This is a genomic window from Kitasatospora terrestris (assembly GCF_039542905.1).
In the GTDB taxonomy this organism is placed as follows: Bacteria; Actinomycetota; Actinomycetes; order Streptomycetales; family Streptomycetaceae; genus Kitasatospora; species Kitasatospora terrestris.
Genome location: NZ_BAABIS010000001.1, coordinates 4,111,882 through 4,127,433, shown reverse-complemented (window position 1 = coordinate 4,127,433; position 15,552 = coordinate 4,111,882). Strand labels below are relative to the sequence as shown.

General features: G+C 69.7%; 13 protein-coding genes. 12 read left to right on the top strand and 1 reads right to left on the bottom strand.

Annotated features, from left to right (window positions below):
• Positions 1 to 1,098: 1,098 nt before the first annotated feature.
• Positions 1,099 to 1,479, bottom strand: coding sequence for a hypothetical protein (locus ABEB06_RS19045; protein WP_345698064.1), 381 nt, complete (start codon positions 1,477 to 1,479; stop codon positions 1,099 to 1,101).
• Positions 1,480 to 1,852: 373 nt separating this feature from the next.
• Between ABEB06_RS19045 and ABEB06_RS19040 the strand changes: the two genes are divergently transcribed.
• From ABEB06_RS19040 to ABEB06_RS18985, 12 genes are all read left to right on the top strand, one after another.
• On the top strand, positions 1,853 to 2,155 hold the full coding sequence (locus ABEB06_RS19040) for a CPCC family cysteine-rich protein (protein ID WP_345698063.1): 303 nt from the start codon (positions 1,853 to 1,855) through the stop codon (positions 2,153 to 2,155).
• 516 nt (positions 2,156 to 2,671) lie between these two features.
• Complete coding sequence (locus ABEB06_RS19035; protein ID WP_345698062.1) at positions 2,672 to 3,775, top strand: sugar ABC transporter substrate-binding protein; 1,104 nt, start codon at positions 2,672 to 2,674, stop codon at positions 3,773 to 3,775.
• Between the two features lie 40 nt (positions 3,776 to 3,815).
• Entirely contained in the window at positions 3,816 to 4,598 is a 783-nt protein-coding gene (locus ABEB06_RS19030) for an ATP-binding cassette domain-containing protein (RefSeq protein ID WP_345701903.1), read from the top strand.
• A 56-nt stretch (positions 4,599 to 4,654) separates the two neighbouring features.
• Positions 4,655 to 5,923: a sugar ABC transporter permease gene (locus ABEB06_RS19025; protein WP_345701902.1), complete on the top strand. Its 1,269-nt coding sequence runs from the start codon at positions 4,655 to 4,657 to the stop codon at positions 5,921 to 5,923.
• Between the two features lie 174 nt (positions 5,924 to 6,097).
• Positions 6,098 to 7,102, top strand: a complete 1,005-nt coding sequence (locus ABEB06_RS19020; protein WP_345698061.1) for a LacI family DNA-binding transcriptional regulator — start codon at positions 6,098 to 6,100, stop codon at positions 7,100 to 7,102.
• Between the two features lie 105 nt (positions 7,103 to 7,207).
• Positions 7,208 to 8,911: an ABC transporter substrate-binding protein gene (locus tag ABEB06_RS19015; protein ID WP_425559650.1), complete on the top strand. Its 1,704-nt coding sequence runs from the start codon at positions 7,208 to 7,210 to the stop codon at positions 8,909 to 8,911.
• Positions 8,911 to 9,996, top strand: coding sequence for an ABC transporter ATP-binding protein (locus tag ABEB06_RS19010; protein WP_345698060.1), 1,086 nt, complete (start codon positions 8,911 to 8,913; stop codon positions 9,994 to 9,996). Before ABEB06_RS19015 ends, ABEB06_RS19010 begins: the two co-directional genes overlap by 1 nt.
• Positions 9,993 to 10,973: an ABC transporter permease gene (locus ABEB06_RS19005; RefSeq protein WP_345698059.1), complete on the top strand. Its 981-nt coding sequence runs from the start codon at positions 9,993 to 9,995 to the stop codon at positions 10,971 to 10,973. The genes ABEB06_RS19010 and ABEB06_RS19005 overlap by 4 nt, the downstream gene beginning before the upstream one ends.
• A 40-nt stretch (positions 10,974 to 11,013) precedes the next feature.
• Entirely contained in the window at positions 11,014 to 11,916 is a 903-nt protein-coding gene (locus ABEB06_RS19000) for an ABC transporter permease (protein WP_425559784.1), read from the top strand.
• Positions 11,913 to 12,908, top strand: a complete 996-nt coding sequence (locus ABEB06_RS18995; protein ID WP_345698057.1) for an ABC transporter ATP-binding protein — start codon at positions 11,913 to 11,915, stop codon at positions 12,906 to 12,908. Before ABEB06_RS19000 ends, ABEB06_RS18995 begins: the two co-directional genes overlap by 4 nt.
• Positions 12,881 to 14,332 carry a GH1 family beta-glucosidase gene (locus tag ABEB06_RS18990; RefSeq protein ID WP_425559649.1) on the top strand — a complete coding sequence of 484 codons (1,452 nt, stop codon included), beginning with the start codon at positions 12,881 to 12,883 and terminating at the stop codon, positions 14,330 to 14,332. Before ABEB06_RS18995 ends, ABEB06_RS18990 begins: the two co-directional genes overlap by 28 nt.
• A 55-nt stretch (positions 14,333 to 14,387) precedes the next feature.
• The gene (locus tag ABEB06_RS18985; RefSeq protein WP_345698055.1) at positions 14,388 to 15,524 is read left to right on the top strand and encodes a serine hydrolase domain-containing protein; all 1,137 of its coding nucleotides are present in this window, start codon (positions 14,388 to 14,390) and stop codon (positions 15,522 to 15,524) included.
• Positions 15,525 to 15,552 lie beyond the last annotated feature (28 nt).

Sequence of the window (15,552 nt, the reverse complement as noted above, 5' to 3'; positions counted from 1 at the left end):
TCCAACTTCCTACCCGCACGGCGGAGGACGGCGAAGAAGGCAGGGGTCAGAACCAACCCCACCGGGGCCGGGGCGGGCGGCTCCGCGGTTTTACCCACCTGCCCGGACCGGGACCCGCGTCGAGCAAGAACGGGGGGCCACTCGGCCAAATTGCGGTCAGGCCCAAAGAGCCCTGACCGAGTCGCAATAGCTTACGGCCCCCCGATCATGCTCGACCCCAGACCAGACAGGACACCGGCCAAAACCGCTCCACCACCCGCGCCATGACTACGGCGCACGAGAGCCCACGCGCCCATCATTCACCGACTAGGGAACTCCAAGGGCAGGCTCATGGCAAGATTTCCTAATATCAATTCTCGGAGACTTGCTGCGAGATCTCTGACTTTAGCCGTTTGGCAGCCGCGAGAGCAGACTCTAGGTCGGAACCCGTCAGGTCGCCAGCCGCCCCGTGGGCTACCTTGTTTCGTGCAGATAGCGCCCGATTAATATCCTCAATAAATTCTTCACCGAGCCCGCTTCTGCGTGCATAATCTCGCACAATGATGCCGACTGGAGCGTGCCGATCTGACTCACGAGGAATGCTTTCCGTTAGCATTCTTTCGATGTCAGCCCAGGTGGCAACCAACTCCCACCGCTGTTCATCGCGAGTCGGCCGTGAGCCACGACTTGCGGCAGCGATCTCCAGCCTCTCGTTGCGCTCTGCCCTGTGCGTCCAGACCGAGAATGCAGCTCCGACAAAGCTGGCAGTAGTTGCCCCAGCGGCGAAGAGGAGCGATACCTTAGAGCTCTTCTCGTTGAGGCCGATCAACCAATAAACGGCGAGCGCAAGAGCCAGGGACCCCAATGCTCCAACCGCAGGAGCCAGTGACGAGAGCCAACTGGATTGGACACGCCGACTGCGCACCTCTGGCGCGCTATCTGCCATTGCCCGCTCGGCTCGGTAAACATCAATTCGCGTCACCTTATCCGAGTTTCGGGCATCGGCGACTAGTCGAGCCTTAATAAGCAGCTCTCGTTGAATCCTGCTAGTTGCTCGCTGAACTTCCTCAACGGCTTCCGGCGTAAAAGTTTCATAGCCCTTCTGGTTGGACCCTGTCATCATTCACGCCCCGCCAGAAGTGCCAGAATTCCGACAATCACAGATGCGGCGAAACCGATAGACCCGACGGGCGTGTTTAGGTTTCCGGCAAACGCACCGCCGACCGCGGCAGCCACGTAGGTCGTCACTGTTAGGAAGTGCTTGAACTTAGAAGTGCGAGGCTGGATGTGTCCTCGCCGACCGAGCAAGTTGGCTTCCTGGATCATACTGTTAGTGATCATCGCTGCGCCGGGTCCCACGTGCATCGTGGCCTCCAGGCGGCCAGCCTCCCTCAGCACGTCGCTTCCGTACTCAACCAGACAGGCTTCCAGGGCTTCACGCGCGGGCTGTGCCAGGCTGGAGCTACCCGGGACTTCGATGGTCAGATCGTCAGACGCCACCGTGCCAGCATAGTGGTGGTGTTGGCACAGAGACGTCGAGCCGAGACAAGACCGAGAGGCGCGTCGCTTCATCGCAGCAGCAACTGACCGGACTGGCACGAAGGCGAGTTGAGGCCGAGCGCGCTAGGTCAGTCGGGCAGCGGAGCCTCACACGCTCGATGAGGCTGAGTGTCTAACTGCGCTACAACGGCCCCGTACTTCGACGGACAACCACGGACATTCGGGGACTGTGTGCGCTGGTCATCGGCGTTGTGCGACCAGGTCGAGCAGGTGCCCGGATTGCTTCGGGACGAAGAGGACGGCTCCTGGCGGTGTCGGAGGCCGGCGCGGTTAACCTGGCGCGCCGGCGCTTCCGATCGGGCAGTATGCAGCCATGGTGACCCCGTTCGTGAACATCTATGGCAAGCCCGAGGACGGCCCGTATCGCTGTCCATGCTGCGGCTTCGTCACTCTCGGCGAACGTGGCGGGTATGAGATCTGCTCCGTGTGCTTCTGGGAGGACGACGGCCAGGACGATCACGACGCGAGCCGCGTCCGAGGCGGGCCGAACGGTCGGCTCAGCCTGGCGGAAGCGCGGCGGAACTTCCAGGCTGTAGGAGCTTGTGAGGAGCGATTCGTTGAGTCCGTGCGCGACCCTCGCCCTGAGGAGTATCCGCCCGAGCTGACCACGACCTGACGGCGACCTTCTGCCGTGCCCTACCCGTGCCCTACGGAGCGGGGGCAAGCGGTAAATGACGGTCAACAGCGGAGCCTGGCGACCCGGTCGACGATGGGCCGCCAAGTGCAGTATCTGCACGTCAGAAGCCTCTCCCGCCAACCTAGTTGGTGAGATTCCCAAGCTTAGAGCGCGAGTTCGATTCTCGTCGCCCGCTCCACACAGGGAGAACCCCAGGTCGAAGACCTGGGGTTCTCTGTTTGCCCGGACCGTGGCGTGATGCGGCCGGTCGCGGGCCCGGGGTGACCCGCGGCCGTCGGCGGGGTCGGTGCCCGACGGTGCCGAAGGCCTTGTCGGGCTTGTCGCCGTGGGCGGTGTCGAGGGCGGGCATGCCCGAGGGCGGGCGGTGAGTGCCGACGGCGGTGCGGCCGGTTCGGGGACATCTCACCCCGTTCGGCTCAGTCCGGATCGTGGGGTCGCACGGGGCTCCTCACACTGAGTGACGGGAGTGGATTCAACCGGAGAGGCACCCTCGTCATGAACATCGGTTTCCGTCGTATCGCCCTGGTCACCGCGGTGGCCTCGCTCGGGCTGTCGCTCGCGGCCTGCGGCAGTGCAAAACAGTCCACCGGCTCGGGTGGCGCGTCCGGCACCGCCGCGGGGGCGGTGAAGATCGGGTTGTTGCTGCCGGAGACGAAGACGACCCGGTACGAGCAGTTCGACAAGCCGCTCATCGAGGCCAAGATCAAGTCACTGGTCCCGGACGCGCAGATCGACTACTACAACGCCAACCAGGACGCGACGCAGCAGCAGACCCAGGTGGACACCGCGCTGACCAAGGGCGACAAGGTCCTGATCCTGGACGCGGTGGACTCCAAGGCGATCCAGTCCTCGGTGCAGAAGGCGCACGACGCGGGCGTGAAGGTGATCGCGTACGACCGCCTGGCGCAGGGGCCGGTGGACGCGTACGTGTCCTTCGACAACCGCGCGGTGGGCCGGCTGCAGGGTGAGGCGCTGGTGGCGGCGGTCGGCGGCAAGGCGAGCAGCGGCCAGATCATCATGATCAACGGTTCGCCGACCGACCCGAACGCCGCGGAGTTCAAGGCCGGCGCGCACAGCGCGATCGACGGCAAGCTGCAGATCGGCAAGGAGTACGACACCCCGCAGTGGGACCCGAACACCGCTAACCAGGAGGCGGCGGCGGGCATCACCGCGATCGGCGGGCCGAACGTGGTCGGCGTCTACTCGGCGAACGACGGCATGGCGGCCGGTATCGCGACCGCGCTGAAGGCGGCCAACCTGAGCGTGCCGCTGACCGGCCAGGACGCCCAACTCGACGCCGTGCAGCGGATCCTGGCCGGCACCCAGACCATGTCGATCTACAAGCCGTACAAGCCGGAGGCGGACGCGGCGGGCGCCATGGCGGTGGCCTTCGCGCAGGGCAAGTCGCTGGAGCCCTCGCAGGCGCCGACCACCTCGAAGAACGGCAGCGGCGCCACCGTCCCCTCGCTGCTGATCGCCCCGACGGTGCTGACCAAGGACAACATCAAGTCCACCGTGGTCGCGGACGGCCTGTACACCGTCGCGCAGATCTGCACCCCGGACTACGCCTCGGCCTGCGCCGCTGCCGGACTGCAGTAACCGTCTACGACCGGACTGCTGCGGAAGGGAGTTGGAGATGGTGACGGGTGAGCCGGTACTGGCCTTGCGCGGCGTCTCCAAGCGGTTCGGCGCCGTGCAGGCGCTGACCGACATCGAGTTGGAGGTGCACCCCGGCGAGGTGGTCGCGCTGGTCGGCGACAACGGCGCCGGCAAGTCGACCCTGGTGAAGTCGATCGCCGGGGTGCACCAGCCGGACGAAGGCACGATCGAGTGGGAGGGCCGCCCGGTCTCCATCCACCGGCCGCAGGACGCCCAGCACCTCGGCGTCGCCACCGTGTACCAGGACCTGGCGCTCTGCGACAACCTGGACGTGGTCGGAAACCTCTTCCTGGGGCGGGAGTTGAAGCACTTCGGGCTGGTCCTCGACGAGGTCGGCATGGAGCAGCGCTCCCGGGACCTGCTGGACACCCTGTCGATTCGGATCCCCAGCGTCCGGATCCCGATCGCCTCGCTCTCCGGCGGCCAGCGGCAGGTGGTGGCGATCGCCCGTGCGCTGATCGGCTCGCCCAAGGTAGTCATCCTGGACGAGCCGACCGCAGCCCTCGGGGTGGAGCAGACCGCCCAGGTGCTCGACCTGGTCGAGCGGCTGCGCGACCGGGGCCTGGGCGTGATCCTGATCAGCCACAACATGGCCGACGTGATGGCCGTCGCGGACACCGTCGCGGTGCTGCGCCTGGGCCGCAACAACGGCGTCTTCGACAAGCGGCAGACCAACCAGGAAGAGATCATCTCGGCCATCACCGGCGCCACGGACAACGCCGTGACCCGCCGCAGGGCCCGGGGCTCGGAGGGTGCGCAATGAGCGGGAACATGCCGGGTGACGGCCAGGAGAGGCACCACCCGCTGCCCGAGGACAACATGCCCAAGGGCGGGGTGAACGCCGCGGTGCCGGTGGCGGCGGAGGCCACCCCGGCGGTCGACCCCCGGCTGATCGTCCGGCAGGAGGGCGTCAAGGGCTACCTCGGCGAGTTCAAGCGGCGGCTCAGCAGCGGTGAGCTCGGCTCGCTGCCGGTGGTGGTGGCGCTGATCGTGATCTGGGCCGTGTTCGGCAGCCTGAACAGCAGCTTCCTCTCGGCGCAGAACCTCTCCAACCTCTCGCAGCAGATCGTCGGCACCGGGATGATCGCCATCGGCGTGGTCTTCGTGCTGCTGCTCGGCGAGATCGACCTGTCGGTCGGCTCGGTCAGCGGCCTGTGCGCGGCGATCTTCGCGGTGATGAACGTGACCCACGGCGTCAACCAGTGGGTGGCGCTGCTCTCGGCCCTGGTCGGCGGCGCGCTGGTCGGCCTGATCCAGGGCTTCTTCTTCGCCAAGGTCGGCGTCCCGGCCTTCGTCGTCACCCTGGCCGGCAACCTCGGCTGGAACGGCCTGATGCTGCAGATCCTGGGCAGCCAGGGCACCGTCAACCTCTCCGGCACGGACATCGTCTCCCGGCTCTACTCGACCATCTACGGGCAGCAGATCGCCGCGTACGGGGTGGCCGTGGTGGGCGTGCTGCTCTTCCTGGGGGCCTCGCTGCTGGACACCCGCCGGCGGAAGGCGGCCGGCATCCCGTCCCGGCCGGTGTCCGACATCGCGCTGCGCACCGGGCTGCTGGCGGTGGTCGCCTTCCTGGCGGCGTACACCCTCAACCAGTACAAGGGCCTGCCGCTGGCGCTGCTGGTCTTCCTGATCTTCATCGTGGTGCTGGAGTGGGTGCTGCGCCGGACCCCGTATGGGCGCCAGGTGTTCGCGCTGGGCGGCAACATCGAGGGCGCCCGGCGGGCGGGCATCAACGTGTCGATGGTCCGGATCACGGTGTTCATGATCTGTTCCACGATGGCGGCGATCGGAGGTCTGTTCCTGGCTGCGCAGATCCAGTCGGCCAGCCAGACCTCGGGCGGCGGCAACCTGCTGATGAACGCGATCGCGGCGGCCGTCATCGGCGGCACCAGCCTCTTCGGCGGCCGGGGTTCGACCTGGTCGGCACTGCTGGGTGCGCTGGTCATCGGGTCGATCCAGTCCGGCATGAACATCCAGGGCCTGAGCAACGCCATCCAGTTCATGATCACCGGTGCGGTGCTGCTGGCGGCGGTGGTCATCGACTCGCTGGCCCGGCGGACCCAGAAGGCGGCCGGCCGCGCCTGACCCGCCTCCCGCCCTCCCCGTCACCGTCCCGCCCCGGCGCCCGCCGGGGCGGGACATTCTTTCAGGCTTGTATTAAGTGCGAGTTCGTTACCGCCCCGTGATTGTGTCCTGGGTGTTGCGCGGTGTTCACTCTCCTCGGAACCGCTTCCGAAACCGGTTCCGAGGAGGGGCACCATGCCGATCACCATCGCCGACGTGGCGTCCCGGGCCGGGGTCAGCAAGACCACCGTCTCCCGGGTGCTCAACGGCAAGGGCGAACTCGAGCCCTCCACGGCGGCCCGGGTCAGGAGGGTCATCGAGGAGCTCGGGTACGTGCCGAGCGCGCGGGCCGTGGGCCTGGCGCGAGGCAGGGCCGGGGTGATCGGCATGCTCGTCCCCTCGCTCACCTGGCCGTGGATCGGCGAAGTCCTCCAGGGCGCCGTCGACACGGTCGAGAGCAACGGCTACGGCCTGATGCTCTTCACCTGCAACCAGGGCGACCAGTCGATGCGCCAGTTCGCCAACAAGGCGTCCGCCAAGGCCTTCGACGGCCTCCTGGTGATCGAGCCCGAGGGGCAGCTCGACTACATCACCGAGCTGCACGGGCAGGGGCTGCCGGTCGTCCTCATCGACGACCGCGAACTGCGCCCGCAGTTCGCCTCGGTGGCCACCACCAACCGCGCGGGCGGCGAGTCCGCCGCCCGGCACCTGCTCGCGAACGGCCGCACCCGGCCGGTCGTGATCACCGGCACCCTCGCGTGGGGCTGCACCGTGGAACGCCTCGACGGGTTCACCGCGGTGTACGCCGAGGGCGGCCGGCCGCTCCCGGCCGGCTCGGTCGTCGAAGGTGACTTCACCTTCGAGACCGGCCGCGCCGTGATGCGCCGATTCATCGAGGACGGCGTCGAGTTCGACGCGGTCTTCGCGCACAACGACCTCTCCGCTGCGGGCGCCCTCCAGGCGCTGAGAGAGGCCGGTCGTGCGGTCCCCGGGGAGGTGGCGATCGTCGGCTTCGACGACGTGCCGCTCGCCTCCCAGACGGAACCGCCGCTCACCACCGTCCGACAGCCGCTGCGCGAGATGGGGGCCGCGGCGGCCCGGATGCTGATGGCCCACTTCGCCGGCGAGCCGCTGCCGGTGGAGGCGACCGTCATCCCGACCGACCTCGTCGTCCGGGGCTCCACCTCAGCCTCGAGCTGATCCACCACCCACGCCACCGGCCGGACGCGCCGCGTCCGACCGCGCTGCCGCACACCCCGAAGCGGGACGGCACCGCCGCCGGTTCTCCCCACTCCAGGAGGAGCAATGTCCTTCGCGTCCACCGGTTCCGCAGCCCGGCGCACCATGGCGCCGCTCGTGGTCGCCGCGATCTCGCTGGCCCTGGTGGCCGGCTGCAGCAGCAACCCGGGCTCCGCCAACAAGGGTGACGGCGCCGGCGGCGGCGCCTCCGGCGTGCTGAACGTCGGCATGCCCCAGGGCGCCACCGTGAAGAACAACAGCAACCCGCTGCTGCCGACCTCGGCCGCCGCGGTGCTCGGCTACCGCTACATGATCTACGAGCCCCTGGCGATGGTGAACCTGGTCAAGCCGACCGAGCCCGCCAAGCCCTGGCTGGCCTCGAAGTTCGAGTGGGCGGACAACTACAGAACACTCACCCTCACCGCGCGCGACGGCGTGACCTTCTCCGACGGCAAGCCGATGACCGCCGAGGACATCGCCTACAGCTTCCAGCTGATGAAGGACAACAAGGCGCTCAACACCGCCGCCCTGCCCATCGAGTCGGTCACCGCCTCGGGCAAGGACGTCACCGTCAAGTTCGGCACCTCGCAGTTCGTCCGCCAGGCCGTGGTGCTCTCCACCCTGGTGCTGCCCAAGCACCTCTGGTCGGCCATCGCCGACCCGGCCACCGACACCGTCGAGAACCCGGTCGGCACCGGCCCGTACACCCTGAAGTCCTTCACGCCGCAGACCGTCACGCTGACCACGCGCAACGGCTACTGGCAGGACGCGCCGAAGATCAAGGAGCTGCGGTACACCACGTACAGCGGCAACGACGCGATCACCTCGGCGCTCACCTCGGGCGCGCTGGAGTGGACCTACGCCTTCATCCCGGACGCCAAGAAGCTCTACACGGCCAAGGACCCGGAGCACAACAAGCTCTGGTTCCCGGCGAACCTCTCCGCCGACGGCCTGTGGATCAACACCACCAACAAGCCGTTCGACAACCCGGCGCTGCGCCGCGCGATGTCGCTGGTGATCAACCGCCAGGACATCTTCAACCAGGCCTCGGCCGGCTACTTCAAGCCCGCCGTCGAGTCGATCACCGGCCTGCCGACCCCGATCGGCGACGCGTTCATCTCGCCGGAGTACCAGGGCAAGAAGTCCGAGGGCGACGTGGCGAGCGCCAAGAAGCTGCTCACCGACGCCGGCTTCACCTACAACGGCGACACCCTGCAGGACCCGACCGGCAAGCCGGTCACCCTGACCATGACCGACCCGGCGGGCTGGGGCGACTACCAGACCACCCTGACGATCATCTCCGACAACCTGAAGCAGATCGGCATCAAGGCCACCCCGGAGAAGGCCGACCAGGACGCCTGGTTCACCGCCATCGCCAACGGCAACTTCCAGGCCGCGATGCACTGGTCGAACGGCGGCGCCACCCCGTACGACATGTACCAGAACATCATGGACGGGGCCGGCCTCCAGCCGGTCGGCTCGCCCGCCACCAACAACTACGGGCGCTTCGACAACAAGGAGGCGACCCAGGCGCTGGCCGACTACGCCAACGCCGCGGACGAGTCGGCCCGCAAGGCCGCGCTGGCCACCCTGCAGCGGATCTTCGTCGAGCAGATGCCGATGATCCCGACCTCGGCCGGCAACTACGGCGCCGAGTACTCCACCAAGAACTGGACCGGCTGGCCGGACGACAGCAACCCCTACGCCCCCATCCAGCCCACCCAGGTCAACGCCCTGGACGTGGTGCTCCACCTCAAGCCGGCTCACTGATGACGATCACGAACCACACCCCGGCGACCGCCCCGTCCGTCCCGGACGGGGTGGTCCTGGAGGCCGACGGCCTCACCAAGCACTTCCCGGTCCCCAAGCGGGGCCGGGCCCTGCTCTCCCGCACCCCCTCGGTGGTGCACGCGGTCGACGACGTGACCCTCACCCTGCGCCGGGGCCGCGTCACCGCGCTGGTCGGCGAATCCGGCTCCGGGAAGTCCACCGTGGCCCGCCTGCTGGCGCAGCTCTACCCGCGCACCGGGGGAGACATCCGGCTGCACGGCGCGTCCACCGCGGTGCGCGGCGGGCGGGCGTTCCGGCGGTACGCCCGGAAGGTCCAGATGATCTTCCAGGACCCGTTCGGCTCGCTCAACCCGGTGCACACCGTCCGCTACCACCTCTCCCGCGCGCTCAAGGTGCACGGGCGGGCCGGCAGCGGCAAGGACGGACTGGAGGCGGCGCTCCAGGAACTGCTCGGGCGGGTGCACCTCACCCCGGCCGACAACTACCTGGACAAGTACCCGCACGAGCTCTCCGGCGGCCAGCGCCAGCGCGTCGCCATCGCCCGCGCGCTGGCCGCCGACCCGGACGCGCTGCTCGCCGACGAGCCGGTCTCGATGCTCGACGTGTCGATCCGGCTCGGCATCCTCAACCTGCTGCGCGACCTCAAGGAACGCCTCGACCTGGCGATCCTCTACATCACCCACGACATCGCCTCGGCCCGCTACTTCGCCGACGAGACGATGGTGATGTACGCCGGCCGGATGGTCGAGGGCGGCGACAGCGAGACCGTCACGCAGGCCCCGGCGCACCCCTACACCCGGCTGCTGATCTCCTCCGCGCCCGACCCGGACCACATCGGCACCGCTGATCGGGAGCCGGGTACGGGAGGTGCCGGCGACGGCGAGGAGGAGGACGGCGGCGAGCCGCCCAGCCTGATCGTCCCGCCCGCCGGCTGCCGCTTCAACCCGCGCTGCCCGATGGCGATGGAACGCTGCCGGGTGGAGCTGCCTCCGCGGATCGAGATCGGCGACGCGCCCGGGCACTGGGCCGCGTGCTGGCTGTACGACGAGGAGACGGCCAAGTGAAGTACCTGCTGCAACGGCTCGGGTTCTACCTGTTCACCGCCTGGGCCGCGATCACCATCAACTTCTTCATCCCCCGGCTCACCCCCGGCGACCCGGTCACCGCGCTGATGGCGCAGTACCAGGGCCAGCTGGACCCGCAGGCGGTGCAGTCGCTGACCGTGCTCTTCGGCCTGGACAAGCACCAGAGCCTGTGGGAGCAGTACCTCAGCTACCTGGGCCAGCTCGCCCACGGCGACCTGGGCATCTCCTTCAAGTCCTTCCCCGCCCCGGTCTCCGAGGTGATCGGCACCACCCTGCCGTGGACCGTCGGCCTGGTCGGCGTCACCACCGTGCTCGCCTTCGGCCTCGGCACCCTCGCCGGCGTGCTGGCCGGCTGGCGGCGCGGCTCCTGGGCGGACGCGCTGCTCCCGGTCTCCACCTTCTTCGCCTCCATCCCGTACTTCTGGCTGGCGCTGATCGCGATCGCCTTCCTCACCGGCAGCGGCAGCTTCCTGCCCTCGTCGGGCGGCTACGAGCCGGGCCTGGTGCCGCACTTCGACCCGGAGTTCATCGGCAGCGCGATCAACCACTCGCTGCTGCCCTCGCTCACCATCCTGGTCTCCTCGGTGGCCGGCTGGATCATGAGCATGCGCAACATGATGGTCACCGTCACCGCCGAGGACTACATCACCGTCGCCCACGCCAAGGGCCTCAGCGGACGCCGGGTGATGCTCTCCTACGCCGCCCGCAACGCCCTGCTCCCCAGCGTCTCCGGCTTCGGCATGGCCCTCGGCCTGGTCGTCGGCGGCACCTTCCTGGTCGAGGTGGTCTTCTCCTACCCCGGCATCGGTCTGGAACTGGTGCAGGCCATCGGCGTCAAGGACTACCCGCTGATGCAAGGGATCTTCCTGGTGATCACCCTCTCGGTGCTCGCCGCCAACCTGCTCGCCGACCTCGCCTACCTGGCGCTCGACCCGCGTACCCGCCGGGAGGGCTGACACCGTGCTCGCCAACACCAAGACCCGGATCGGCCTCGCCATGCTGGCGTTCTTCGGGCTGATCGCCGTGATCGGCCCGTGGATCGCCCCCTTCGACCCGGACGCCCGCTCCACCGACCTGATGGAGGGCCCGTCCGGCAAGCACTGGCTCGGCACCACCCACCTCGGCCAGGACATCTTCAGCCAACTGCTGGTCGGCACCCGCTCGATCATCCTGGTCGGCGTCGTGGCGGGCGTCCTCGCCACCGTGGTCGCCGTCCTGGTCGGCGTCACCTCCGGCTACCTCTCCGGCCCCGGCGCCGAGACCATGTCGGCGATCTCCAACGTCTTCCTGGTCATCCCCGCGCTGCCGCTGATCATCATCGTCTCCTCGGTGATGCCGCACAGCGGAGACCTGATGGTCGCCCTGATCATCGGCATGATCTCCTGGGCCTGGGGCGCCCGCGTCCTGCGCGCCCAGACCCTCTCGCTGCGCCGCCGCGACTTCGTGGTCGCCGCCAAGGCCACCGGCGAGTCCACCTTCCGCGTGGTGGTCTTCGAGATCCTGCCGAACCTCACCGCGATCATCGCCTCCTCCTTCATCGGCACCGTGATGTACGCCGTGATGACCGAGATCTCGCTCGCCTTCATCGGCATCCCCGGCATGTCCCCGTGGAACTGGGGCGTGATCCTCTACTGGGCGCAGACCCAGCAGGCCCTCGGCCTCGGCGCCTGGTGGTGGTTCGTCCCCGCCGGCCTGGCCATCGCCCTGCTCGGCACCGCGCTCTCGCTCGTCAACTTCGGCATCGACGAGATCGTCAACCCGCGCCTGCGCACCGCCGGCCGCGACCTGAAGACCCCGGCCGGCCGGATCCGGATGCGTCCCGGCTTCACCCCGGTCGTCCGTACCGCCCCGGTCGCCGTTCCCGCGACGCCGGTCGTCAAGGAAGGGGCCGCCCGATGAGCCGCCCGGTGCTGGAGATCAAGGGCCTCGACGTCGACTACGGCTACGGCCCCGGCGCCGTCCGGGCGATCCACGACGTCAACCTCACCCTGGGCCGCGGCGAGGTGCTCGGCCTGGCCGGCGAGAGCGGCAGCGGCAAGTCCACCCTGGCGTACGGGCTCACCCGGCTGCTCCCGCCGCCCGGCGTGATCACCGGCGGCGAGGTGCTCTACCACCCGCGCGACGGCGGACCGGCGGTCGACATCCTCGGCCTGGACGAGGCCGGCCTGCGGGCCTTCCGCTGGGCCGAGACCTCGATCGTCTTCCAGGGCGCGATGAACTCGCTCAACCCGGTGCACAAGATCTCGACCCAGCTCACCGACGTCATCAAGGCACACGAGCCCGACAGCACCCAGGCCCAGCGGCTGGTGCGGGCCCGGGAGCTGCTCAGGCTGGTCGGCATCGCCGCGGACCGGCTGGAGAGCTACCCGCACCAGCTCTCCGGCGGCATGCGCCAGCGCGTCATGATCGCGATGGCCCTGGCGCTGGAACCCCAGGTCGTCATCATGGACGAGCCGACCACCGCCCTCGACGTGGTGATGCAGCGCCAGATCCTGCGCCAACTGGTCAGGCTGCGCGAGGAGCTCGGCTTCTCGGTGCTCTTCATCACCCACGACCTGTCGCTGCTGGTCGAGTTCTCCGACCGGATCGCCATCATGTACGGCGGCCGGATCGTCGAACAGGCCCCGTCCGGCGCGATCTACCGCGACTCCCTGCACCCCTACAGCGACGGCCTGCTGCACTCCTTCCCGGCCCTGCACGGCCCGCGCCGCGAACTGACCGGCATCCCCGGCTCCCCGCCGGACCTGCGCGCCATGCCGGCCGGCTGCGCCTTCGCCCCGCGCTGCCCGAAGGCCTTCGACCGCTGCGCCACCGAGGTCCCGCGCCTCGGCCCGCCGGACGGCCATCCGGACCGCAGCGTCGCATGCTGGCTGCACCCCACCGCTTCGTGACACCTGGAGACGTCTTGGACCGCTACAACGACTCGATCGACCGGCTGCCCGCCGACTTCCGCTGGGGCGTGGCCACCTCGGCCTACCAGATCGAGGGCGCCGTCGCCGAGGACGGCCGCACCCCCTCGATCTGGGACACCCTGTGCCGGGTGCCGGGCGCGATCGACAACGCCGACACCGGTGACGTGGCCTGCGACCACTACCACCGGATGCCCGAGGACGTCGCCCTGATCCGCTCGCTGGGCCTGGACACCTACCGCTTCTCGGTCTCCTGGCCGCGCGTCCAGCCCGGCGGCACCGGCCCGGCCAACGAGGCCGGCCTCGGCTTCTACGACCGCCTGGTCGACGAGCTGCTCGCAGGCGGGATCACCCCCTGGCTCACCCTCTACCACTGGGACCTGCCCCAGGAGCTGGAGGACGCCGGCGGCTGGCCCGCGCGCGACACCGCGTACCGCTTCGCCGACTACGCGGAGCTGGTCTACCAGCGGCTCGGCGACCGGGTCGAGCACTGGACCACCTTCAACGAGCCCTGGTGCTCGGCCGTCCTCGGCTACGTCCAGGGCGTGCACGCCCCCGGCCGCCGCGACTTCGCCGACGGCGTCCGCGCCGTCCACCACCTGCACCTCGCGCACGGCCTCGCCGTCCAGCGGCTGCGCGCCCTCGCCCCCGCGGGCCGCCCGCTCGACCTGGCCGTCACCCAGCTGCTCTCCAACGCCATCCCGGCCACCGACTCGGAGGTCGACCGGGAGGCGGCCCGCCGGGCCGACGCGCTGGGTTTCCGCATGTACCTCGACCCGATCCTGCGCGGCAGCTACCCCGAGGACCTGGTCACCGACCTCGCCCGGCGCGGCGTCGAGATCCCGGTGCAGGACGGCGACCTGGAGGTCATCTCCAGCCCGATCGACACCCTGGGCGTCAACTACTACCGCTCCGGCAAGTCCAGCGGCCACGCCGAGGACGGCTCCACCACCGACGCGGACGGCCTGCCGGTCACCCGCCACCTGCCGATCGGCGGCCTGCCGGTGACCCACCTCGACTGGGAGGTCATGCCGGAGGACTTCACCCGGCTGCTGCTGCGGATCTCCCGCGACTATCCCGGCATCCCGCTGGTGATCACCGAGAACGGCGCCGCGTACGACGACAAGCCCGACGCCACCGGCTTCGTCGCCGACGCCGACCGCACCGAGTACCTGGCCTCCCACCTCGCCGCGGTCGCCGAGGCCCGGGCCGGCGGCGCCGACGTGCGCGGCTACTTCGCCTGGTCGCTGCTGGACAACTTCGAGTGGGCGTACGGCTACGACAAGCGCTTCGGCATCGTCCGGGTCGACTACGAGACCCAGGAGCGGACGCCCAAGCAGAGCGCGCTGTGGCTGCGCGACACCATCGCCCGGGTCCGCGCCACCGGCCGCCAGGGACGGGAATAGCCCACATCCGCCCCCTTGTTGACCCGGCGTCACGCGGTCAACAAGGGGGTCAGCCATGTCCGTGCACGGGACGGTCGCCGAGGGGTTCGAAGGCGTCCGCGAGGAGTTCGGGGCTTTCCTGGCCGAGGAGCCGGCCGCGCCCGGCGCACAGCTCGCCGCGTACCTGGACGGGCGGCCGGTGGTGGACCTGTGGTCCGAAGGCGTCGAGCAGGACAGCCTGACCGGCGTCTACTCGGTGACCAAGGGCGCCGCGCACCTGCTGGTCGCCCTGCTGGTGCAGGACGGCGTGCTCGACCTCGACCGCGAGGTCGCCGCGTACTGGCCGGAGTTCGCGGCGGAGGGCAAGGACCGGCTGACCCTGCGCGAGCTGCTCGCCCACCGGGCCGGGGTGATCTCGGTCGAGGACGGGTTCACCGCCGCCGAGCTGGCCGACGACCGGCTGATCGCCGCCCGGCTGGCCGCGCAGAAGCCGTACTGGGAGCCCGGAAGCGCCCACGGGTACCACGCCACCGTGATCGGCGCGCTGACCGGCGAGGTGGTCCTCCGGGCGACCGGCCGCACCCTGCAGGAGCTGTACGAGGAGCGGATCCGTGCCCCGCACGGCCTGGAGCTGTACCTCGGGCTGCCCGCCGAGCTGGAGCCGCGCTTCCGCTCCCTGCTGCGCGCCGAGCCGACGCCGGAGCAGCTGACCGAGTTCCTCGCGCAGCCGATGCCCGGGAAGGACAGCCTGTTCGCGATCTCCTTCAACCTGCGCACCGACCTGGTGAACTTCGTCAACGAGCGGGAGACCCGGGCCGGGGGCTCGGCCTCGGCCGGCGGGGTGGGCAGCGCCCGCGGCGTCGCCGGGCTGTACGCGGCGGCGATCAGCGGGCTCGGTGGCCGCGGGCCGCTGCTGGAGCCGGAGACCGTCGCCGAGTTCACCACCGTCCACTACCCGGGCACCGACCTGGTCACCGGCTCGGTGGACAACTTCGCGCTGGGCTTCGAGACGTCGGGCCTGAGCTACCCGTTCCTCGGCCCGGACGCCTTCGGCCACTGCGGGGTGTCCGGCGCGCAGGGGTTCGCCGACCCGGCGAGCGGCGTGGCGTACGGCTACACCCGGCGGCGCTTCGTCTTCCCGCCGTCCGGTGCCGCGCCGGAGAACGACCGGCTGGCGGCGGCGGTGGTGCGGGCCGCCCGCGCGGCCCGTTGACGCCTCCGGACGCGGACGAGGGGGCCGG

Coding starts and splice junctions, on each gene's coding strand:
- ABEB06_RS19040 (WP_345698063.1), top strand. CDS start 1,853: ATGGTGACCCCGTTCGTGAACATCTATGGCAAGCCCGAGGACGGCCCG.
- ABEB06_RS19035 (WP_345698062.1), top strand. CDS start 2,672: ATGAACATCGGTTTCCGTCGTATCGCCCTGGTCACCGCGGTGGCCTCG.
- ABEB06_RS19025 (WP_345701902.1), top strand. CDS start 4,655: ATGCCCAAGGGCGGGGTGAACGCCGCGGTGCCGGTGGCGGCGGAGGCC.
- ABEB06_RS19020 (WP_345698061.1), top strand. CDS start 6,098: ATGCCGATCACCATCGCCGACGTGGCGTCCCGGGCCGGGGTCAGCAAG.
- ABEB06_RS19015 (WP_425559650.1), top strand. CDS start 7,208: ATGTCCTTCGCGTCCACCGGTTCCGCAGCCCGGCGCACCATGGCGCCG.
- ABEB06_RS19010 (WP_345698060.1), top strand. CDS start 8,911: ATGACGATCACGAACCACACCCCGGCGACCGCCCCGTCCGTCCCGGAC.
- ABEB06_RS19000 (WP_425559784.1), top strand. CDS start 11,014: ATGCTGGCGTTCTTCGGGCTGATCGCCGTGATCGGCCCGTGGATCGCC.
- ABEB06_RS18995 (WP_345698057.1), top strand. CDS start 11,913: ATGAGCCGCCCGGTGCTGGAGATCAAGGGCCTCGACGTCGACTACGGC.
- ABEB06_RS18990 (WP_425559649.1), top strand. CDS start 12,881: ATGCTGGCTGCACCCCACCGCTTCGTGACACCTGGAGACGTCTTGGAC.
- ABEB06_RS18985 (WP_345698055.1), top strand. CDS start 14,388: ATGTCCGTGCACGGGACGGTCGCCGAGGGGTTCGAAGGCGTCCGCGAG.